Annotated in this window: 22 protein-coding genes; 15 read left to right on the top strand and 7 right to left on the bottom strand. The window is 70.0% G+C overall.

The window, feature by feature from the left end; translation table 11 throughout:
- Window positions 1-22 precede the first annotated feature (22 nt).
- On the bottom strand, window positions 23-499 hold the full coding sequence (locus tag ACFYXF_RS42910) for an Lrp/AsnC family transcriptional regulator (protein WP_389358097.1): 477 nt from the start codon (window positions 497-499) through the stop codon (window positions 23-25).
- A 128-nt stretch (window positions 500-627) separates the two neighbouring features.
- Between ACFYXF_RS42910 and hppD the strand changes: the two genes are divergently transcribed.
- Window positions 628-1,773, top strand: coding sequence for a 4-hydroxyphenylpyruvate dioxygenase (gene hppD / locus ACFYXF_RS42905; protein ID WP_389358095.1), 1,146 nt, complete (start codon window positions 628-630; stop codon window positions 1,771-1,773).
- 31 nt (window positions 1,774-1,804) lie between these two features.
- Here hppD and ACFYXF_RS42900 read toward each other — a convergent pair whose 3' ends face one another.
- Entirely contained in the window at window positions 1,805-3,202 is a 1,398-nt protein-coding gene (locus ACFYXF_RS42900) for a tetratricopeptide repeat protein (RefSeq protein WP_389358093.1), read from the bottom strand.
- Window positions 3,203-3,294: 92 nt separating this feature from the next.
- Here ACFYXF_RS42900 and ACFYXF_RS42895 point away from each other — a divergent pair, with 92 nt between their 5' ends.
- Entirely contained in the window at window positions 3,295-4,701 is a 1,407-nt protein-coding gene (locus ACFYXF_RS42895; RefSeq protein ID WP_389358091.1) for an FAD-binding oxidoreductase, read from the top strand.
- A 14-nt stretch (window positions 4,702-4,715) separates the two neighbouring features.
- On the opposite strand, the gene ACFYXF_RS42890 is transcribed toward ACFYXF_RS42895, so the two are convergent.
- A complete protein-coding gene (locus ACFYXF_RS42890) occupies window positions 4,716-5,189 on the bottom strand; it encodes an SsgA family sporulation/cell division regulator (RefSeq protein ID WP_105974374.1) in 474 nt (157 codons plus the stop codon).
- Between the two features lie 308 nt (window positions 5,190-5,497).
- Between ACFYXF_RS42890 and ACFYXF_RS42885 the strand changes: the two genes are divergently transcribed.
- Together ACFYXF_RS42885 and ACFYXF_RS42880 are read left to right on the top strand one after the other, a co-directional pair.
- On the top strand, window positions 5,498-6,961 hold the full coding sequence (locus ACFYXF_RS42885; RefSeq protein ID WP_389358089.1) for an RDD family protein: 1,464 nt from the start codon (window positions 5,498-5,500) through the stop codon (window positions 6,959-6,961).
- Window positions 6,962-7,093: 132 nt separating this feature from the next.
- Window positions 7,094-7,756 (top strand): RDD family protein, encoded by a 663-nt coding sequence (locus tag ACFYXF_RS42880; protein ID WP_389358087.1) that lies wholly within the window; start codon window positions 7,094-7,096, stop codon window positions 7,754-7,756.
- An 80-nt stretch (window positions 7,757-7,836) separates the two neighbouring features.
- On the opposite strand, the gene ACFYXF_RS42875 is transcribed toward ACFYXF_RS42880, so the two are convergent.
- A complete protein-coding gene (locus ACFYXF_RS42875; RefSeq protein WP_389358085.1) occupies window positions 7,837-8,130 on the bottom strand; it encodes a hypothetical protein in 294 nt (97 codons plus the stop codon).
- Between the two features lie 424 nt (window positions 8,131-8,554).
- On the opposite strand from ACFYXF_RS42875, the gene ACFYXF_RS42870 reads away from it, so the two are divergent.
- The 3 genes from ACFYXF_RS42870 to ACFYXF_RS42860 all read left to right on the top strand — a co-directional run bounded on the left by ACFYXF_RS42870 (window position 8,555) and on the right by ACFYXF_RS42860 (window position 11,964).
- Window positions 8,555-10,900: an immune inhibitor A domain-containing protein gene (locus tag ACFYXF_RS42870; protein ID WP_389358083.1), complete on the top strand. Its 2,346-nt coding sequence runs from the start codon at window positions 8,555-8,557 to the stop codon at window positions 10,898-10,900.
- Between the two features lie 133 nt (window positions 10,901-11,033).
- Window positions 11,034-11,390: a hypothetical protein gene (locus ACFYXF_RS42865; RefSeq protein WP_389358081.1), complete on the top strand. Its 357-nt coding sequence runs from the start codon at window positions 11,034-11,036 to the stop codon at window positions 11,388-11,390.
- Window positions 11,391-11,481: 91 nt separating this feature from the next.
- Window positions 11,482-11,964 carry a pyridoxamine 5'-phosphate oxidase family protein gene (locus ACFYXF_RS42860; protein WP_389358079.1) on the top strand — a complete coding sequence of 161 codons (483 nt, stop codon included), beginning with the start codon at window positions 11,482-11,484 and terminating at the stop codon, window positions 11,962-11,964.
- Window positions 11,965-12,224: 260 nt separating this feature from the next.
- Here the strand turns inward: ACFYXF_RS42860 and ACFYXF_RS42855 are convergent, their stop codons facing one another.
- Window positions 12,225-12,809, bottom strand: coding sequence for an isochorismatase family protein (locus ACFYXF_RS42855; RefSeq protein WP_389358077.1), 585 nt, complete (start codon window positions 12,807-12,809; stop codon window positions 12,225-12,227).
- Between the two features lie 154 nt (window positions 12,810-12,963).
- Window positions 12,964-14,304: a nicotinate phosphoribosyltransferase gene (locus ACFYXF_RS42850; RefSeq protein WP_389358075.1), complete on the bottom strand. Its 1,341-nt coding sequence runs from the start codon at window positions 14,302-14,304 to the stop codon at window positions 12,964-12,966.
- A gap of 87 nt (window positions 14,305-14,391) precedes the next feature.
- Here ACFYXF_RS42850 and clpS point away from each other — a divergent pair, with 87 nt between their 5' ends.
- From clpS to ACFYXF_RS42815, 7 genes are all read left to right on the top strand, one after another.
- Complete coding sequence (gene clpS / locus ACFYXF_RS42845) at window positions 14,392-14,700, top strand: ATP-dependent Clp protease adapter ClpS (protein WP_053741646.1); 309 nt, start codon at window positions 14,392-14,394, stop codon at window positions 14,698-14,700.
- 12 nt (window positions 14,701-14,712) lie between these two features.
- The gene (locus ACFYXF_RS42840; RefSeq protein ID WP_389358073.1) at window positions 14,713-15,318 is read left to right on the top strand and encodes a DUF2017 domain-containing protein; all 606 of its coding nucleotides are present in this window, start codon (window positions 14,713-14,715) and stop codon (window positions 15,316-15,318) included.
- Window positions 15,319-15,548: 230 nt separating this feature from the next.
- On the top strand, window positions 15,549-16,958 hold the full coding sequence (locus tag ACFYXF_RS42835; RefSeq protein WP_389358071.1) for an amino acid permease: 1,410 nt from the start codon (window positions 15,549-15,551) through the stop codon (window positions 16,956-16,958).
- A gap of 189 nt (window positions 16,959-17,147) precedes the next feature.
- A complete protein-coding gene (locus ACFYXF_RS42830) occupies window positions 17,148-17,570 on the top strand; it encodes a Mov34/MPN/PAD-1 family protein (RefSeq protein WP_389358069.1) in 423 nt (140 codons plus the stop codon).
- A gap of 79 nt (window positions 17,571-17,649) precedes the next feature.
- On the top strand, window positions 17,650-17,748 hold the full coding sequence (locus ACFYXF_RS42825; RefSeq protein ID WP_343239847.1) for a putative leader peptide: 99 nt from the start codon (window positions 17,650-17,652) through the stop codon (window positions 17,746-17,748).
- 124 nt (window positions 17,749-17,872) lie between these two features.
- On the top strand, window positions 17,873-18,151 hold the full coding sequence (locus tag ACFYXF_RS42820) for a MoaD/ThiS family protein (protein WP_235478314.1): 279 nt from the start codon (window positions 17,873-17,875) through the stop codon (window positions 18,149-18,151).
- A 16-nt stretch (window positions 18,152-18,167) separates the two neighbouring features.
- Complete coding sequence (locus ACFYXF_RS42815) at window positions 18,168-19,118, top strand: cysteine synthase (protein WP_330290649.1); 951 nt, start codon at window positions 18,168-18,170, stop codon at window positions 19,116-19,118.
- A 35-nt stretch (window positions 19,119-19,153) separates the two neighbouring features.
- On the opposite strand, the gene ACFYXF_RS42810 is transcribed toward ACFYXF_RS42815, so the two are convergent.
- Window positions 19,154-19,621, bottom strand: a complete 468-nt coding sequence (locus ACFYXF_RS42810; protein WP_389358065.1) for a type II toxin-antitoxin system PemK/MazF family toxin — start codon at window positions 19,619-19,621, stop codon at window positions 19,154-19,156.
- Between the two features lie 205 nt (window positions 19,622-19,826).
- Here ACFYXF_RS42810 and ACFYXF_RS42805 point away from each other — a divergent pair, with 205 nt between their 5' ends.
- On the top strand, window positions 19,827-20,579 hold the full coding sequence (locus tag ACFYXF_RS42805; RefSeq protein WP_389358063.1) for an MBL fold metallo-hydrolase: 753 nt from the start codon (window positions 19,827-19,829) through the stop codon (window positions 20,577-20,579).
- Window positions 20,580-20,584: the final 5 nt, after the last annotated feature.

Here is a 20,584-nt window from a genome sequence, read left to right as displayed (position 1 = left end):
ACCTTCCCGTCGCTCGGTCGCCTCAGTCGCTGTCCTCCAGGGCCGCCTGCTCCACCAGCGGGATGATCCGCAGCGGAACGGGGTTCTCCATGACGATCGCCGTGGCGGCCCGGTCGATGCCATCAAAACCGACGACCCGGTCGATCACCCGCTGGAGATCGGCGTTCGAGCGGGCCACCAGCCGGCACAGCATGTCCCCGCTGCCGGTGGTCGTGTGCAGCTCCAGCACCTCCGGCACGGACGCCAAGTGGGCCCGTACGTCCCGCCCTTGCCCCTGCCGGATCTGGAGCGTCGCGAAGGCCGTGACCGGGTAGCCGAGGGCCGCCGGGTCCACCTGCGGCCCGAACCCCCGGATGACGCCATTCGACTGAAGCCGGTCGAGCCGCGCCTGCGCCGTCCCCCGCGCCACTCCGAGCCGCCGGGACATCTCCAGCACACCGATCCGCGGCTCCCGCGCGAGCAGCACGATGATCCGCCCGTCGAGTTCGTCGATCGTCACAGGAACCCCTCAGATGGGATGGTCATCGTGTACAGAAGGCCTGCCTGTACGGGTCTACAGCTGAGCAGAATGTCCAGCCACAGCGCAAACTGTTGCGCATCTTGCCAGCCCGGAGCGACGCTTCAGCCATGACGCAGACCACACACCACACTCCCGACACCGCCCGGCAGGCAGACCCCTTCCCGGTCAAGGGAATGGACGCGGTCGTCTTCGCCGTGGGCAACGCCAAACAGGCCGCGCACTACTACTCCACGGCCTTCGGCATGCGGCTCGTCGCCTACTCCGGACCGGAGACGGGCAGCCGCGAGACGGCGTCGTACGTCCTGGAGAACGGCTCCGCCCGGTTCGTGTTCACCTCGGTCGTCAAGCCCGCCACCCCCTGGGGCCACTTCCTGGCCGGCCATGTGGCCGAGCACGGCGACGGCGTCGTCGACCTCGCCATCGAGGTCCCGGACGCCCGCGCCGCGTACGAGTACGCCGTCGGCCACGGCGCCCGCTCGCTGGCCGAGCCGTACGAGCTGAAGGACGAGCACGGCACCGTCGTACTCGCCGCCATCGCCACGTACGGCCAGACCCGCCACACCCTCGTCGACCGCACCGGGTACGACGGCCCGTACCTCCCGGGGTACGCGGCCTCCGCCCCGCTGGTCGAGCCGCCCGCCCGGCGCACCTTCCAGGCCATCGACCACTGCGTGGGCAACGTCGAACTCGGCCACATGAACGAATGGGTCGGCTTCTACAACAAGGTCATGGGCTTCACGAACATGAAGGAGTTCGTGGGCGACGACATCGCCACCGAGTACAGCGCGCTGATGTCGAAGGTCGTCGCCGACGGGACCCTGAAGGTCAAGTTCCCGATCAACGAGCCCGCCATCGCCAAGAAGAAGTCCCAGATCGACGAGTACCTGGAGTTCTACGGCGGCGCGGGCGTCCAGCACATCGCCCTCAACTCGAACGACATCGTCGAGACCGTACGGACCATGCGGGCGGCCGGGGTCCAGTTCCTCGACACACCCGACTCGTACTACGACACCCTGGGGGAATGGGTCGGCGACACCCGCGTCCCCGTCGACACCCTCCGCGAGCTGAAGATCCTCGCCGACCGCGACGAGGACGGCTACCTCCTCCAGATCTTCACCAAGCCGGTCCAGGACCGGCCGACCGTCTTCTTCGAGATCATCGAACGGCACGGCTCGATGGGCTTCGGCAAGGGCAACTTCAAGGCCCTCTTCGAGGCGATCGAACGGGAGCAGGACAAGCGCGGCAACCTGTGATCGCCAACCTCTAACCGGCTGACACCGGCGGTCAGTTGGGTGGGCCGGACGCCACCGGCTCACCCAGCGCGGTCAGTGCCTCCTTCGCCGCGACCGCCCCCGCAGGCGAGAAGTACGGGTTGATCCGCAACGCCTCCGCCAGATGTCGGCGCGCGGGCCCCGCCAGCCCCAACTCCCACTCGATCATGCCCCGGTGGTACGCGTACAGCGCGCTGCGCACCTCGCCGCCGTGCTCCCTGTCGGTCGCCCGCCTGGCCCAGCCGAGCGCCAACTCGGCCTTCCCCGCCCGGTGCAGCGCCCAGGCCAGCGCGTCCGCGACATCGAGGCCGGGCTGCCGCGCCCACTCCGCCCGCAGTCGCCGTACGGCCGACTCCGCGTCCCCGTGGTCCGCCTCGAACCGCCCGAGCAGCAACTCGCCGTCCACACCGGCCGCTTGCTCCTTCGCGACCCGGGCCCGCAGTACGGCGTACTGCGCACGTGCCTCCTCCGGGCGGCCCAGGGACTCGTACAACTCGCTCAGTTCCAGCGCGTATTGGGGAGACGGCTGCATGGCGAGGGCCGCGCGGTAGGCGGTCACCGCCTCCGTCGACCGGCCCAGCGCCGCCAACGCCCGTCCCTCGCCCGCCCGCGCGGAGCCCAGGCCGGGGTCGAGGCGCAGGGCGGCCTCGAAGTGGTCCAGGGCGGCGGTCGGTTCGCCGCGCTCCCAGGCCAACTCGCCCGCCCGGTACTGCCATTCGGCCTCCTCGGCCGGGGTCGCCGCCCGTGCCGCCGCGTCCGCGAGCGCCGCCTGCGCGTCCTCGCGCCGGCCCTGGTCCCGGTACACGCCCGCCGTCCGCGCCAGCACCGCCGGTACCGCCGCCCCGGAACGCAGTCCCTGCATCTGCCCCAGCGTCCGCCGGACCGCCTTGTAGTCGCCGAGGCCGGTGTACGCGTCCAGCAGCGGCGGGTACGACGTCCAGCGCTTCGGCGCCTCGCGCAGCGCCGCCTCCCCCCACTTCCGGGCGGCCGGGAAGTCACGGCGGGTGTTCGCGAGCGCGGCCAGCCCGCCGTACGCCTCCGCGTTCCCGCCCGGGCGCACCTTGATCGACGTACGCAGCGCGCGTTCCGCCCGCGGGAAGTCGGCGGCATCGGACGTCCGCCGCCCGCGCTCCACGTACGCCGAGCCGAGCTGCGCCCAGGCCTGTCCGTCACGCGGATGGGTGCGTACGAACGACTCGCGGTCGCCGATGAGCGCCGCCAGGTCGGGCAGCGCGGCGGGTGCCCCGCCGGTCACCGCCCGTTCCGCCCGGGCCGCCGGGCCCGGCGCCGGTGGTGAGTCGGGCCGGTCCAGGGGCAGCAGCATCAGGGCGCCGCCGAGTACCGCACACCCCGCGAGTGCGGCGATCAGCGGGCGCGGGAGGACACGAACGCGGGCTCTCTCCATCTCCATGGCGCTCACTCTGCGTCAGTACGACGACCGGATTCCCGTACCGAAAGCGCCTCGCAGACGGGGTTCACACCGATGGCCCCGGGTGCGACGCTGTGATCATGAGCCGTATCCAAGCCGCACCCGACGAAGCCCAGGGCAACCTCACGGACCGGCTGCTCGCGGAGCTGCCGGCCGAGGCGGTGCTCACCGATCCGGACGTCACGTCCGCCTACGCGAACGACATGGCGAGCTTCTGCGAGGCCGGTACCCCGGCCGTCGTGGTCCTGCCGCGCACGGTCGAACAGGTGCAGCACGTCATGCGTGTCGCCACCGAACTGCGTGTCCCGGTCGTCCCGCAGGGTGCCCGGACCGGCCTGTCGGGCGCGGCCAACGCGTCCGAGGGCTGCATCGTGCTGTCGCTCGTGAAGATGGACCGGATCCTGGAGATCAGCCCGGTCGACCGCATCGCCGTCGTCGAGCCCGGCGTCATCAACGCCACGCTCTCCCGCGCCGTCAACGAACACGGTCTGTACTACCCCCCGGACCCCTCCAGCTGGGAGATGTGCACGATCGGCGGCAACATCGGCACCGCGTCGGGCGGGCTGTGCTGCGTGAAGTACGGGGTCACGGCCGAGTACGTCCTCGGGCTGGACGTCGTCCTCGCCGACGGGCGGCTCATGTCCACCGGGCGGCGGACCGCGAAGGGCGTCGCCGGGTACGACCTCACCCGCCTGTTCGTCGGCTCGGAGGGCTCGCTCGGCATCGTCGTACGGGCGGTCCTCGCCTTGAAGCCGCAGCCGCCTCAACAGCTGGTGCTGGCCGCCGAGTTCGCGTCGGCCGCCGCTGCCTGTGACGCCGTGTGCCGGATCATGGAGGGCGGTCACGTCCCGTCCCTCCTCGAACTGATGGACCGTACGACTGTCAAGGCCGTCAACGACCTGGCGAACATGGGACTGCCGGAGACGACCGAGGCCCTGCTCCTCTGCGCTTTCGACACCCTCGACCCCGCCGCCGACCTGGCCGCCGTCGGCGCGCTCTGCGAGGCGGCCGGAGCCACCCAGGTCGTCCCCGCCGACGACGCCGCCGAGTCCGAACTCCTGCTCCAGGCGCGGCGGTTGTGTCTGGTCGCGCTCGAAGCGGTCAAGGGCACGACGATGATCGACGACGTGTGCGTACCCCGGTCGCGGCTCGCCGAGCTGCTGGAAGGCGTCGAGCGCATCGCCGAGAAGTACCAGCTGACCATCGGGGTGTGCGCGCATGCAGGTGACGGCAACACCCACCCCACCGTCTGCTTCGACGCCCAGGACCCCGACGAGTCCCGGCGGGCCCGTGAGTCCTTCGACGAGATCATGGCCTTCGGTCTGGAACTCGGCGGCACGATCACCGGGGAGCACGGCGTCGGCATCCTGAAGAAGGAGTGGCTGGCGCGCGAGCTGGGCCCGGTGGGCATGGAGATGCAGCGGGCGGTCAAGGCGACCTTCGACCCGCTGGGCATCCTCAACCCCGGCAAGCTGTTCTGACCTGGTCCTTGGTGTCATTCGCCGTCCTGGGACTCGTCCGAGGGCCACGGGTCGCGTAGCCAGAGGTCGTCGGCCGGGGTGGGTGCGAGCAGCTCGGCGAGGCCGTCGTCGATACCGAGCTGCTCGGCCTCAGAGCCCGGGGGGACCGCCCGGAGGGTGCGCTCCAGCCATGCGGACACCTGAGCGGCGGGCGCCTCAAGGAGGGCGTCTCCGTCGGGTGAACTCAGCGCCATCAGGACGACGCTGCGCCCGTCGACCTTCGTCGGCCACACGCGTACGTCACCGTGCCCGCACGGCCGGAACACCCCCTCGACCAGGAGTTCGCGGGCGAACGTCCAGTTCACGGGGTTCTCGGAGCTGATGTGGAAGGCGATGTGGACGGCGAACGGATCGTTGGTGCGGTAGGTGAGCCGCGCCGGGACGGGGATGCTCCGCTCCGGCGACAGGATGAGTTTCAGCTCCAGTTCCCGTTCCACCACGGTGTTCATGGCGTGCGTCATGGCGGTACTTCCTCTCTCGTCGAACCTGTCGTGCATGTCGTGCGGGGTCCATGTCGGGCCCGCAAGAGGAGAGAGGGCGGAGAGGCGTCAGCATTACGCGAGTTTCCGGGAAGTTTTTCGGAGATGTTTCTTGCGAACGATGTCGAACGGTGTCCAACGGTGTCGGACCCGTCGCGACAGATGGCAGAAGCTGTCACGAACGAGGTAGCTAGGGCCCGAGGGGCATCGATGAGTGCGCCGGTCTGATAGATGTGGGGCACCCCAAATGACCCCCGAGCAGATACGGGACGACGGACATGAGTGCCCCAACCCCGGCCCCCGGTGACGACAGGCCCCGCGAAGGGTTTTACCCGGACCCGTCCATTCCTGGATATGTCCGGTTCTGGAACGGCACCGCCTGGGTGCCGGGCACCAGCCGTCCGGCGGCGCCGTCCGACGGTGCGTCGGCCGTGGCGCGGGTCGAGGAGACCGGGCCGCACTTCTTCGACGAGGACCCGCGGTCGCAGGCCGGCGAGCCGCGCCGGGCGACCCCCGCGGAGGCCCAGCACGGCAGCCGGCCCGAACCGGCGTCCGCGTGGGGCGCCGACCGCTCCCACCAGTCCGGCTTCGGCGGAAACCGGGACCGCCAGGTCTCCTGGGGCTCCCCGGCGGCCGACCCCCGGGTGACGAACGAGCCGCCGGTCCAGCCGGACGGGCGCTCGGCCCGTACGGACGGCACGGCGACCATCCCGCCCGCCGAGCCGGACGACGTCGGTGACGTGCCCGAGTCGGGCACGTTCGTGTTCCGCCGGCCCACCCCCGGACCCGCCGCCATCGGCGGCGGTGGCGCGGAGGGAGGCGTTCCCGGCACCCGTGGCCCCGTCCCCTCCGAGAGCACCATGACCTTCCGCGCGCTCTCCCCGCGCACGGGGCGCGAGGGCGGGGAGAGCGGCGCGCAGCCGGGGAGCACGGGCTCGCCGGGGGGCGCGCAGGGCCCGGTCACGGCACCCGCGCCGGCGACCGGCTCGGGCGGCTTCGGCGCGGGCAAGGCCGCGGCGGCCCGCGCGGCGGCGGCCCAGGGCGCCAACCCCGCCCTGCTGCCCGCGACCCCGGCCCTCCCTCAGCAGTCCGGTCCCGGCGCCGGTGCGCCCATGGCCCCCGGCACCGGCGGCGGCCAGCCCTCCTGGGCCCAGCAGGTGGGCCGCCTGGCCGGGCCCGAGGAGGGCGGGGAGCAGCGTCTCGCGCCCTGGAAGCCGCCCGTCGAGGACGTGTTCCAGGCCGCCGCCCGCAGACAGGCGTCGGCCCGTCCGGCGGGCCTCGGCAAGCGGCTCGTGGCACGGTTCGTGGACACGCTGGTCCTCGGCGCCCTCACCGCCACGGCCGCCGTACCGCTGGGCACCATGGCCGTCGACCACATCACCGGCAAGATCGACGCGGCCAAGCTCTCCGGCGAGACCGTGACCGTATGGCTGCTGGACGGCACGACCGGGCTGTACCTGGGCATCGTGCTCGCCGTGCTGCTGCTCGCCGGGATCCTGTCCGAGGCGTGGCCCACCGCCAAATGGGGCCGCACCCTCGGCAAGAAGCTGGTCGGCCTGGAGGTCCGGGACATCGAGGGCCACGAGCCCCCGTCGTTCGGCCTGGCCCTGCGCCGCTGGCTCGTCTACTGCGTCCCCGGACTCCTCGGCATCGGCGTCGTGGGTGTCCTGTGGTGCCTGTTCGACCGCCCGTGGCGCCAGTGCTGGCACGACAAGGCGGCGCACACCTTCGTGGCGGGCTGAGCCCGTACGGACAGCGAGCTGAGCCCGTACAGATAGAGGGCGGCCGGGTACGGCGTACGACTCACCGGATTCGATACCCCGGACGGCCGCTCGCCGGATGCGGAGGCGGGCGGTTCGCGGTCGACTCGGGCCATGAGCAGCGAACCGCCCCCCGGCGCCGGTCAGCAGCCACCGGAAGACGACGACCCGTTCAGGAAGCAGCCACCGCCTCCGTCGTACGGCGCGGGCGACCCGTACGGCGGATCGGGCCCCGCCGGCGGCGGCTCGCCGTACGGAGGCGGTGCCGGTTCGCCGTACGGGGCCGGTGGTGGTGATCCGTACGGCGGGGCCGGTGACCCCCTCGCGGGTATGCCGCCCCTCGCCGACAGCGGCCGGCGCGTGCTCGCGCGGATCATCGACATGATCCTCGTCGGCATCGTCGTCTGGCTGCTCACCTGGGGCTTCAACGTCAACGAGTACGAGGTCGACAGCGACAAGATCGAGTACGGCCGCTCGCTCGGCCAGTCGCTCATCGCCGCCGTGCTCTACATCGCGTACGACACGATCCTGATGTCCCGGACCGGGCAGACCCTCGGCAAGAAGTGGCTCGGGCTCCGGGTGGCCAACCTCGACAACGGCGCCACGCCCTCCGTGCAGACCATGCTCGTGCGGTCGCTCGTGCTGTGGATCCCGTTCGCGTTCTGCTGCGCCTGCATCTGGACGGCGATCGCGGGCGGCTGGAGCTTCTTCGACAAGCCGTACAAGCAGGGGCTGCACGACAAGGCGGCCAAGACGGTGGTGGTCAGCACGCGTTGACCAACCCCGGGGACGGAAACGGCGGTTGGGCGGACCCGCATGACACGGGTCCGCCCAACCGCCGTTTCCGTACGGGCGGTTCAGTCCTGGTGGGCCGAGGAGGCCTCCACCGGGACGCGCTCGCGCGGCGCCGCCGGGGCGGCCGACGAGGCGACGACCTGTGAGGTCGCCCTGGACTGCTTGGGGCGGGGCACGGTCATGGCGACGAGCAGCCCCAGGACGAGTCCCACGAGGGCGATCAGCGCGACCCCCGGGCCCGAACTCGTCTGAGACAGCAGCAGCATGGCGAGCGTCGAGAGGATCACGGTGCACGAACCGTAGGCGAGCTGTGCGGTGGTCGGACGCGGCGCGGTCGGACGAGTCGGACGAGGCATGGCAATCGAGTCCTCGTTGGATTCGGGGGTGAGGGGAGCGTGTCGGCCTGGCATTCCACCGGACATCCGGCGTTCCGCCGACCGACTCTAATCGCGTGCATGCCCGAGTGGAACGCGCAGTAAGCGTGACCTAACCCACGGCTCCGGAGCACAGGGGGCGCACGGAGTCATGGCGTCCACCAAGTGGACGCGCCCGCGCGCCGGGTGGGCGACAGATCGGACGTGCCCCTGATGTCCGTATAGCGAACATAAGGCGTACGCCAAGTCCGCATAATGCAATTGACCTGCTCAAGTCAAGGTCTGTCTTTTCTCCTCAACCTCTAGTCAAATTGCGTCACTTGACTACACGCGTATAACGCCCGCGGACAGCTTCCGAACCAGGAACCCCCATTCCGCGCGGACGGACGCGGGGGAGGACCCTCAAGTGACCAGCAGACCCTGGACGTTCAGAACGGCGGCCGTAGGCGTGGCACTCGCCACAGCCGCCGCCACCTTCTCCACCTACACCATCGCGCAGGCCGACTCGGGCGCCGCGGCGGCGCTCAACCGGCACGACCCGGCGGAGCAGCAGCACGCCGAGCAGGAGCACGACCTCGACGGCCCGCTCAGCAAGACCCAGGAGGCCCAGCGCGAGGAAGCCCTCAACCAGGTCATCTCCGGTGAGGCCACGGCGAAGAACCGTGACGGCTCGCAGGTCGTGCAGCTCAAGAGCGGCAAGGGCAAGGGCAAGTACGTCGAACTGGGCCGGGAGAAGACCGACAAGATCTTCACCATCCTGGTCGAGTTCGGCGACCAGATAGACAGCCGCTACGGAGGCACGGTCGGCCCGCTCCACAACGAGATAGCCGAGCCGGACCGCACGCAGGACAACAGCACGGCCTGGCAGGCGGACTACAACACCGAGCACTTCCAGGAGCTGTACTTCGGCACCGGCAAGAACGTCGAGTCGATGAAGAAGTACTACGAGAAGCAGTCCTCGGGCCGCTACTCGGTCGAGGGCACGGTCTCGGACTGGGTCAAGGTCCCCTACAACGAGGCCCGTTACGGCTCCAACCTGGCCAACGACGGTGCCTGGTACGCCGTTCAGGACGGCGTCACCGCATGGGTCGCGGCGCAGGAGGCAGCAGGCGCGACCGACGCGGAGATCAAGGCGCAGCTGGCCGAGTACGACCAGTGGGACCGCTACGACTTCGACGGCGACGGCGACTTCAACGAACCCGACGGCTACATCGACCACTTCCAGATCGTGCACGCCGGTGAGGACGAGTCCGCGGGCGGCGGCGCACAGGGCGAGGACGCCATCTGGGCCCACCGCTGGTACGCGTTCGGCACCGACGCCGGTTCGACCGGCCCCTCGGGCAACCTGCTCGGCGGCGCGCAGATCGGCGACACCGGCATCTGGGTCGGCGACTACACGATCCAGCCCGAGAACGGCGGACTCGGCGTCTTCGCCCACGAGTTCGGCCACGACCTCGGTCTGCCGGACCACTACGACACCACCAACACCGGTGAGAACTCGACCGGGTTCTGGACGCTGATGTCGTCCGGCTCCTGGCTCGGCACCGGCGGCGACAACATCGGCAACCTGCCCGGTGACATGAACGCCTGGGACAAGCTCCAGCTGGGCTGGCTCGACTACGACACGGCGAAGGCCGCGACGAAGTCCAGCCACAAGCTGGGCGTCGCCGAGTACAACACCAAGAACGCGCAGGCGCTCGTCGTCGAACTGCCCGACAAGACGGTCACCACCGAGGTCGTCACCCCGGCGCAGGGCGCGACCCAGTGGTGGAGCGGCAGCGACAACAACCTCTCCAACACGCTGACCCGTTCGGTCGACCTCACCGGCAAGTCCTCGGCCACCCTGACCCTGGACGGCTGGTACGACATCGAGGCCGACTACGACTACCTCTACACCGAGGTCTCCACCGACGGCGGCGCCACCTTCACGCCCCTCGACGGCACGGTCGACGGCGCGGCCATCCCGCGCGACGGCAGCGGCAAGCCGGCGCTCACGGGCACGATCGACGCGTACGCGAAGCTGTCGTACCCCTTGGACGCCTACGCGGGCCAGAAGTTCGACCTGCGCTTCCGCTACACCTCCGACGGCGGCGTCTCCCAGAAGGGCTTCACGGCCGACGAGATCACGGTCACCGCGGACGGCGCGACGGTCTTCTCCGACGACGCGGAGAGCGCGGACGCGGCCTGGACGACGAAGGGCTTCTCGCGCATCGGCGCGGGCATCACGGACGACTACCCGCAGTACTACATCGCCGAGAACCGCCAGTACGTGTCGTACGACAAGACCCTCAAGGTCGGCCCGTACAACTTCGGCTTCTCGACGACCCGTCCGTCCTGGGTCGAGCACTTCCCGTACCAGAACGGTCTGTTGATCTGGAAGTGGGACACCTCGCAGAAGGACAACAACGTCACCCAGCACCCGGGTGTCGGCCTGGTCCTCCCGGTGGACGCGCACCCGACCCCGCTGAAGTGGGCGGACGGCACGCTGATGCGCAGCCGCATCCAGTCCTACGACTCCCCGTTCAGCCTGTCCCGCACGGACGGACTGAAGCTGCACAAGGCGGACGTGCTGACGAAGGTCGCCTCCCAGAAGGGCGTGTCGACCTTCAACGACCACACCTCCACGTACTACGACGCGGCGACCCCGCTGGCGGGTGTGAACGTCACTGACACCAACACCAAGATCAAGATCGTCAAGGAGGCCTCCGACGGCTCCACGATCTCGGTCCAGGTGGGCCCCGCGGTGAAGTAATCCACATAATCGCAGGTCAGAGCGTGATCGGCCGTGACCCCCTGGCGGGTCGCGGCCGATCGTGTTTAGGTGCCTCCTGTGGCTTTCTTATTGACATCGATCCGACATCGAGTCCCACGGGGGGTGTGACCGCATGGCCGCAGGAGGTTTCTGCAGACTGCCGAGTGGCAGCGTGGTGGTGGCGTTGAACCTGCCCAGCCCCACCGCCCCGACGGTGGCAGTGGGCCCGTCCGACGTACGCGTCCTGGTTCTGGCCCAGAACCGCGCCCGAGCCCTGACCCGGCTGCGCAACCTGGGCCTGCGAGCGGTCTACCTCCGGGGCAACGCGGCACCGCCCACTCCCGACGAGATCACGGCGGTCCTCCACCACCCCGACGGCCTGATATGGCGCACGGCCCCGGACAACAGCGTGCCGCCGACGGCACTGGAGCGGACGGAGCTGTGGCATCCGATCAGGTCGCTGCTGCGGAGGCCGGCGGCGCGGGCGTGACGGCTGCCTGGGTGGGTGCCTGGGGCCTCGGTCCCGGGACCTAGTCCCACCGCCGGATGTGACCGTCCGGCGTACGCCATACGCTCGCCGCATGACGGCAGAAGCTGACGCTCCCCCCACCGGACCCCGCAGCATCGAGCAGCGCCTGCGCGAGGCGCTGGAGCGCCTCGACAGCGAGATCGACGTCTGGGTGGCCACGGCGGACGCCACCGGCGAGCCGACCCTCGTCCCGCTCGCCTTCTGGTGGGACGGCGAGGCGGTGTGGCTGGCCACCCGCGACACCAACCCGACCGGCCGCAACCTGATCGCCTCGGGCCGGGTGCGCCTCTGCTTCGGCCACACCCGGGACGTGGTCCTGATGCACGGCACGGCCCGCACGCTGACCCGCGAGAATCTGCCGCCCGGTGTGGGCGACGCGTTCACGGCAAAGGACGGCTGGGACCCACGCAAGGACCACGCCTCGTACGTCTGGTTCCAGATCACCCCGGATCTGATCCAGACATGGGGAACGGCCGCCGAGATGCGCGACAGGGATGTGATGCGCGACGGGAAGTGGCTGGTCCGGGCCGACTGAATCGCCCCCGCCGCCCCTACCCATTCCCGTCCCCTGGGGGCTGCGCCCCCAGACCCCCCTTTGTCCTCAAACGCCGGACGGGCTGAAATGCCTGGGCTGGGCTGAAAGATCAAGCCCGGCCGACACCATCCAACCCGGCCGGCACCATCCAGCCCGTCCGGCGTTCGAGGACGAGCGCGTTCAGCGCGACAGGGGGGTCTGGGGGCGCAGCCCCCAGAAGGATGGGACGGGTAGGGGCGGCGGGGGCGGAGAAAACCTGCTCACACCACCGGCTTGCCCGACAGTTCCACCCCCGCCTCTCGCAACTCCTCCAGCGCCCGTTCCGTCGTCTCCTCGGCCACCCCTGCCGTGAGATCCAGCAGCACCTGTGTGCGGAAGCCTTCACGGGCCGCGTCCAGGGCCGTGGCCCGCACGCAGTGGTCGGTCGCGATGCCGACCACGTCCACCTCGTCGATCTCCCGCGCCCGCAACCAGTCACCCAGCGTGACGCCGTTCTCGTCGGCGCCTTCGAACCCGCTGTACGCCGCCGCGTACGCCCCCTTGTCGAACACCGCGTCGACCGCCCCGGAGGCGACCGCCGGGGCGAAGTTCGGGTGGAACCCGACCCCCTCCGTGCCGGCCACACAGTGCGCGGGCCAGGAGTGCCGGAAGTCGGGGTTGTCGGCGAAGTGACCGCCGGGGGCGATGTGATGGTCGCGGGTCGCCACGACGTGGCGGTATCCGGCGGGGGCCTGCCCGATCAGCTCGGTGATCGCGGCGGCCACGTCGGCACCCCCGGCCACCGCGAGACTGCCTCCTTCGCAGAAGTCGTTCTGCACATCGACGACGATCAGGGCGCGGCGCATGGTCGGTCTTCCTTCGACTGGTGTGGAGGGGTGCGGGCCCGGCCAGTGTGAATATGTGAACTACCGAGCCTAGAGACTTCGGCACCGCTTCGGGAGGGGGCATTCGGGGCAACCGGCGCACGCGGACGCCCGTTGCCCCTGTGCACTGGGGGTGTCAGGCCGGTACGGGCAGATACTCCGTCGGAATGACCGCCTCCCCGCGCGACAGCTGGGTCGCCGACAGCGGCAGATTCGCGCGCGCGGCGGCATGCCGGTCCCGTACGACGTCCAGCGGCTCGCGGGCGACGACCTCACCGCCCTTCACCAGCTCGACCAGCAGCTGCCGGTCCGCCAGCTCCCCGGGCACCGGCCCCGTACCGATCACCTCGGCCTCCGCGATCCCGTCCCGGTCGAGTCGGCGGGCCGCCCACTTCCGGCCCCCGATCGACGTCTTGCCGCCGCTCGCCTTCTTCGCCACCGGGACGAGCGGAGCCTTCGGGTCCGCCGACTCCGCGCGGGCCACCAACTTGTAGACCATCGAGCACGTCGGGTGGCCGGAACCCGTCACCAGCTGCGTACCGACCCCGTACGCGTCCACCGGCGCCGCCGCCAGCGAGGCGATCGCGTACTCGTCGAGGTCCGAGGTCACGACGATCCGCGTCCGCTCCGCGCCGAGCGCGTCCAGCTGCTGCCGCACCCGGTGCGCGACGAGCAGCAGGTCCCCGGAGTCGATGCGCACCGCGCCCAGCTCGGGCCCGGCGACCTCCACCGCCGTCCGTACCGCCTCGGCGACGTCGTACGTGTCGACCAGCAGCGTCGTGTTCCGGCCCAGCGAGTCCACCTGGGCCTGGAAGGCGTCCCGCTCGCGGTCGTGCAGCAGGGTGAACGCGTGGGCGCTGGTCCCGACGGTCGGGATGCCGTAGCGGAAACCGGCGGCCAGGTCGGACGTGGACGTGAAACCGCCGACGTACGCGGCCCGGGAGGCGGCCACCGCCGCCAGTTCGTGGGTGCGCCGGGCGCCCATCTCGATCAGCGGGCGGTCACCGGCGGCCGAGGCCATCCGGGAGGCCGCCGCCGCGATCGCGGAGTCGTGGTTGAGGATCGAGAGGATCACCGTCTCCAGCAGCACGCACTCCGCGAAGGAGCCCTCGACGCGGAGGATCGGCGAGCCCGGGAAGTAGACCTCGCCCTCGGGGTAGCCCCAGATGTCCCCGCCGAACCGGTACGAGGCCAGCCACTGGAGGGTCTCCTCGTTGACGATCCCGCGCTCGCGCAGGAAGCCGAGGACGTCCGGGTCGAAGCGGAAGTTCTCCACCGCGTCGAGCACCCGCCCGGTGCCCGCGACGACGCCGTAGCGGCGGCCCTCCGGCAGCCGCCGGGTGAAGACCTCGAAGACGGACCGCCGGTCGGCGGTGCCCGCCTTCAGGGCGGCCTGGAGCATCGTCAGCTCGTAGTGATCCGTGAAGAGCGCCGTAGAGGGAACATCCACCGGCAGCCCGAGGTCCGCTGTGTTCATACGACGGGATGCTACCCCCATCTCGTCACCTTGACGATTTCCGGGTCCGTTTGGCCGGGGACCCCCTTCTGGTGGCAGCATGGGCATGTGACGTCACCCGCTCCCGTAGAGATCGAACGCACCGAGTCGGCGGAGGAGACCTTCGCCGTACCCGAGCCCGACGTCCCCTGGGTCACCATCGTCCACAACGACCCGGTCAACCTCATGAGCTATGTGACGTACGTCTTCCAGACGTACTTCGGCTACCCGAAGGACAAGGCCACCAAGCTCATGAAGGACGTCCACCACAAAGGCCGGGCGGTCGTCTCCAGCGGCAGCCGCGAGGAGATGGAACGCGACGTGCAGGCCATGCACGGCTACGGTCTGTGGGCCACCCTCCAGCAGGACCGGAAGTAGCGAACTCACTCCATGCCAGGACACTTCGAACCGCTCCCCGGCGGCGGCGCGGCCGTCGCGCTCGACGACGTCGAGATCTCCATCATCCGGTCGCTGGCCGTCCAGCTCCTGGAGCTGATCGGCCCCGGCCCCGCCGAGGACGCCCCCGACGACCCGCTCGCCGAGCTGTTCGCCGACGGCCCGAGCGAGCCGCCCTCCGACCCGGTGCTCAGGCGCCTGTTCCCGGACGCCTACGGCGACCCCGTCGACGTACCGTCCTCCCCCGAGCAGGCCCAGGAGGAGAAGGAGCACGCCGCCGAGTTCCGCCGGTTCACCGAGAACGACCTGCGCACCGGCAAGCGCGAGAGCGCCCTCGCGGTGATCCGCTCGCTGGACTCGCTGACGCCGCCCGGTGACGGTGGCGCGGTCCTCAAGCTGACCCACGAGGAGTCCCAGCAGTGGCTGGGCACGCTCAACGACCTGCGCCTGGCGATCGGCTCCCGGCTGGACGTCGTCGACGAGGAGGACACCGACCTCCTCTACCGGCTCCCGGACGAGGACCCCCGTAAGCCGATGGTGATGGCGTATCTGTGGCTGGGCGGGTTGCAGGAGACGCTCGTCTCCACACTCATGCCGTGAGATGGGACGGGAATCTCCCGGTCTGTGGCGGTTTTGTGTTCGCTCAGCGGACGCTCAAATCCGGATAACGATCGCGTTACCGCTGCCGTCGGCTGTGTCCCTTCCGTGCTCCGTTTGACCGCTTCTTCCTGTGGTGTGCCCCACAAATCGCCCCGGCGATCAATGCTGTGGCCGTGATAGATCTTCACGCTGCATCAGTCCGGGGGGCCGGGAAGAAGGGTTCACCACGCATGACGTCCGAAGCGCCTGACGCGCCCGAAGCGCCCGCAGCGTCCGAAGAGGGATACGAGCGCGGACTCGGCAGCCGCCAGGTCCAGATGATCGCGATCGGCGGCGCCATCGGCGTCGGCCTCTTCCTGGGCGCCGGGGCGAACATCGCCAAGGCCGGCCCCAGCCTCATCTTCATGTACGCCCTGGCCGGCGTGATCGTCTTCTTCATCATGCGGGCGCTGGGCGAACTGCTCCTCTACCGCCCGGTCTCCGGCTCCTTCGCCGAGTACTCGCGGGAGTTCCTCGGCCCGTTCTTCGGCTACTTCACCGGCTGGACGTACTGGCTGATGTGGGTGGTCACCGGCATGGCCGAGCTGACGGCCGCCGCGATCTACGTCAACTACTGGGCCCCCGGCGTCCCCCAATGGGTGACGGCCCTGGTCTTCCTGGTGATCCTCTTCGGCGTGAACCTGATCTCCGTGAAGGTCTTCGGCGAGCTGGAGTTCTGGTTCTCGATGGTCAAGGTCACCGCCCTCATCGGCATGATCGTGATCGGTCTGGGCGTCCTCACCTTCGGCTTCAGCTCCGCCGGTGACACGGCCGCCGTCTCCAACCTCTGGGCCTTCGACGGCTTCTTCCCCAAGGGCATCGGCTCGTCCCTGATGACCCTCCAGGGCGTGATGTTCGCCTACCTCGCCGTCGAGTTGGTCGGCGTCACGGCCGGCGAGTCCGAGAACCCCGAAAAGACCCTCCCCAAGGCCATCAACACCCTCCCGTGGCGCATCGCCCTCTTCTACGTCGGTGCTCTCACGGTCATCCTCTGCGTCGTGAAGTGGACCGAGTTCGCCCCGGGCGTCAGCCCGTTCGTCGAGGCGTTCGCGAAGATCGGCATCCCGGCGGGCGCGGGCATCGTCAACTTCGTCGTCCTGACGGCGGCCCTCTCCTCCTGCAACTCGGGCATGTACTCGACGGGCCGCATGCTCCGCACCCTCGCGGACAACGGCGAGGCCCCCAGGATCTTCAGCAAGCTGTCGCCGACGAAGACCCCGGCCTTCGGCATCGCGATCTCCGTCGCCTTCATGGGCATCGGCGTCGTCCTCAACTACGTCGTTCCGGAGAAGGCCTTCGGCTACGTGATGTCGGTCGCCACCGCCGCCGGCATCTGGACCTGGCTGATGATCCTGATCAGCCACGTCCTCTACCGCCGAGGCGTGGTGGCGGGCCGCCTCCCCGCCTCCTCCTTCCCGGCCCCGGGCGGCTCGGTGTGCAGCTGGATCGCCATCGCCTTCCTCCTCTTCGTCACGGCCCTCATCGCCTACGACGCGGACTCCCGCGTCTGCCTGTACGTGATGGCGGGCTGGGCGGCGGCCCTGGGAGCCGGCTGGGGAGTCTTGAAGAGCCGCAACCCGCAGGTGGCGGCGCGCAGCTGACGGGCCCGAAGGGGATCGGGCGCGCGCCAGCGCCCCGATAGGGGCGCGGGGAACTGCGCGACAAGCCCCCACGGCCCCGCAGCAAACGAACAACCGAACAGAACAAGGTCCCGGCATGTGGGCAGCCCCGTACCACCCCTCGGTACGGGGCTGCCCTTCCGTTCGTACAGGTTGCTTATCCTGACGAACATGCTGACCATCACCCAGGCCCTCGTCGACCAGATCGTCGCCCACGCCCGCAAGGACCACCCCGACGAGGCATGCGGCATCGTCGCGGGCCCCGAGGGCTCGGACCGCCCCGAGCGCTTCATCCCTATGCTGAACGCGGCCGGGTCGCCGACTTTCTACGAGTTCGACAGCGGCGAGCACAAGAAGGTGCACGACGAGATGTGGGACCGCGACGAGGAGGCGGTGATCGTCTACCACTCCCACACCATGACCGAGGCCTACCCGTCCCGCACCGACATCTCCTACGCCCACGAACCCCAGGCCCACTACGTCCTCGTCTCGACCCGCGACACGGACGGCGGCGGCGACTTCCAGTTCCGCTCCTTCCGGATCCTCGAAGGCGTCGTCACCGAGGAAGAGGTCAGCGTCGTAGAAACGTACTGATCTCACCTGACGGCCCGAAAATGTCCAGAATGCGGGACGACCCTCCGGGATCCGGACCGGGAATCGATACGATGAGCCCATGGTTCCCTACGACGTGAGCGAGAAGACGCCGAGCGCCCCGCTGCTCGTGGCGCGTCTGCACGTCGACCTGTGCAGGCTGGCCAGCGCCATCTGTTGACGCCGGCCCCTGCCGCCGTACGGCCGTGAGCCGCGGCGCCTCACACACGCATGACCCGCTGAAGAATGCTTTTCGCGCCGCCGCGCGCCCATCGACCTACCACTCCCGACAGGAGCCCCGAGCCATGGCCATCGAGGTCCGCATCCCGACCATCCTCCGCACCTACACCGACGGCGAGAAGGCCGTCCCCGGTGCCGGGGAGACCCTCGCCGAGCTGTTCGCCGACCTCGAGACCCGGCACGCGGGAGTCCAGGCCCGCATCGTGGACGACGGCAAGCTGCGCCGCTTCGTCAACGTCTACCTCAACGACGAGGACGTCCGCTTCCTGGACGGCATCAACACCAAGCTCGCCGACGGCGACACCGTGACGATCCTGCCGGCCGTGGCCGGCGGCATGGCCTGACAGGCCCCTGGCACCCATGCGCTACGACTCGCCGCTGGCCGCGGTAGGCAACACCCCCCTGGTGCGCCTGCCGCGGCTGTCGCCGTCCACCGACGTACGGATCTGGGCGAAGCTGGAGGACCGCAACCCCACCGGCTCGGTCAAGGACCGCCCCGCCCTGCACATGGTCGAGCAGGCCGAGAAGGACGGCCGGCTCACCCCCGGCTGCACGATCCTGGAGCCCACCTCCGGCAACACCGGCATCTCGCTCGCCATGGCGGCGAAGCTCAAGGGCTACCGCATGGTCTGCGTGATGCCCGAGAACACCTCGCAGGAACGCCGCGAGCTGCTCGCCATGTGGGGCGCCGAGATCATCCCGAGCCCGGCGGCAGGCGGCTCCAACACCGCCGTACGCGTCGCCAAGGAACTGGCCGCCGAGCACCCGGACTGGGTGATGCTCTACCAGTACGGCAACCCCGACAACGCGGGCGCCCACTACGCCGGCACCGGCCCGGAGATCCTCACCGACCTCCCCTCCATCACCCACTTCGTGGCCGGCCTCGGCACCACGGGGACGTTGATGGGCGTCGGCCGCTACCTCCGCGAGCACAAGCCGGACGTGAAGATCGTCGCCGCCGAGCCGCGCTACGACGACCTGGTGTACGGCCTGCGCAACCTCGACGAGGGCTTCGTACCGGAGCTGTACGACGCCTCCGTACTGACGACCCGCTTCTCCGTCGGCTCGGCGGACGCGGTCACCCGTACCCGTGAACTCCTCCAGCAGGAGGGCATCTTCGCGGGCGTCTCCACCGGCGCCGCGCTGCACGCCGCGATCGGCGTCGGCAACAAGGCCGTCAAGGCGGGCGAGAGCGCGGACATCGTCTTCGTGGTCGCCGACGGTGGCTGGAAATACCTCTCGACAGGCGTCTACACGGCGGCCACGACAGAGGAAGCCATCGAGACCCTGCAGGGCCAGCTCTGGGCGTAAGGCTCTAACCGGCCGAAAAATCGGAATTTCGTGGTTCACGTGGCGAGGTGTCGGACCTGGTCCCACAGGGCCGGGTCCACCACCCCCACCCGCCGCCGGAACTCCCACACCGGCAGGTCACGCAGCTCGTCCGTCTCCAGGAAGCTCGGCCGGCCCTGGGCGTCGCCCACCGCACCCGGCGGCATCGGGATCACCCCGGGCCGCTCGTCGTGATACTTGCTGGTGATCTTCGCGACGGTCGCGCGCCGCCCGTGCACCGCGAGCACCAGACACGGCCGGTCCTTGCCCCCGGGGCCGTCCTCGAAGGGCACGTTCGCCCACCAGATCTCCGCAGGCCGGGGCCGTGCGGACCGCCCCCGCTGCCGCTCCGGCGCCTCTGCCCGGCCCGGCGGCCTGCCCCCGCGGCTGCGGGGCCGGTGCCCGCGCCCCCAGCCGTCCACCAGCGCCGCGACCAGCGCGAGCAGCACGACGGCCGCCAGGGCGAGCCACCATGACGTGTCCATACGGACGACGGTACCGGCGCACCCCCCGACCCGCCCGCGCTACCGCCACTCCAGGTCCAGCCGAACCGGTGACAGCACAGGTGAGTTCGCCCACAACAGCCCTTGGCGGAGGAGCGACGGGAGGTTTTGCGCCTTACGCTCGACGGACCGCAAGAACCCCGTCACGTTTGTTTTGATGCTCCCCGCCAGCGGAGGTTTCTGCTTTATGAAGCTCACCGTCGTCGGCTGCTCGGGGTCGTTCCCGTCCGCGGAATCGGCCTGTTCGAGCTACCTCGTAGAGGCCGACGGCTTCCGGCTGCTTCTCGACATGGGCAACGGTGCCCTTGGAGAGTTGCAGCGCCACGTTGGTCTTTACGACCTCGACGCCATCTTTCTCAGCCATCTGCACGCCGACCACTGCATCGACATGTGCGCGTATTTTGTCGCACGGTACTACCGCCACGACGGCGGCCGCTGCGACCCGATCCCGGTCTACGGCCCCGAGGGCACCGAACACCGCCTGACCACGGCGTACGCCGACACCCCGACCGCCTCCTCGATGAGCGAGGTCTTCGACTTCCACACGGTCAAGCCGAGCACGTTCGACATCGGCCCCTTCACCGTCCACACCGAGCGGGTCCGCCACCCCGTGGAGGCGTACGGCATCAGGGTCGAACACGCCGGGAAGTCCCTCACCTACTCCGGGGACACCGGCGTCAGCGACGCGCTGGACCAACTCGCCCAGGACACCGACCTGTTCCTCTGCGAGGCAGCGTTCACGCACGGCAAGGAGAACATCCCCGACCTGCACCTCAACGGCCGCGAGGCGGGTGAGTCGGCGAACCGCGCGGGAGCGCGCAAGCTCGTGCTGACCCACATTCCCCCGTGGACCGACCCGCAGGTCAACCTGGCCGACGCGCGCGAGGTGTTCAGAGGGCCGGTGGAACTGGCGATGCCGAGGGCGTCGTACGAGATCTGATCTCT

Source organism: Streptomyces sp. NPDC002680, assembly GCF_042889145.1.
Lineage (GTDB): Bacteria > Actinomycetota > Actinomycetes > Streptomycetales > Streptomycetaceae > Streptomyces > Streptomyces adonidis.
The sequence above is the reverse complement of the archived record's forward strand: the minus strand, read 5'-3'. Positions and strand labels throughout refer to the sequence as shown.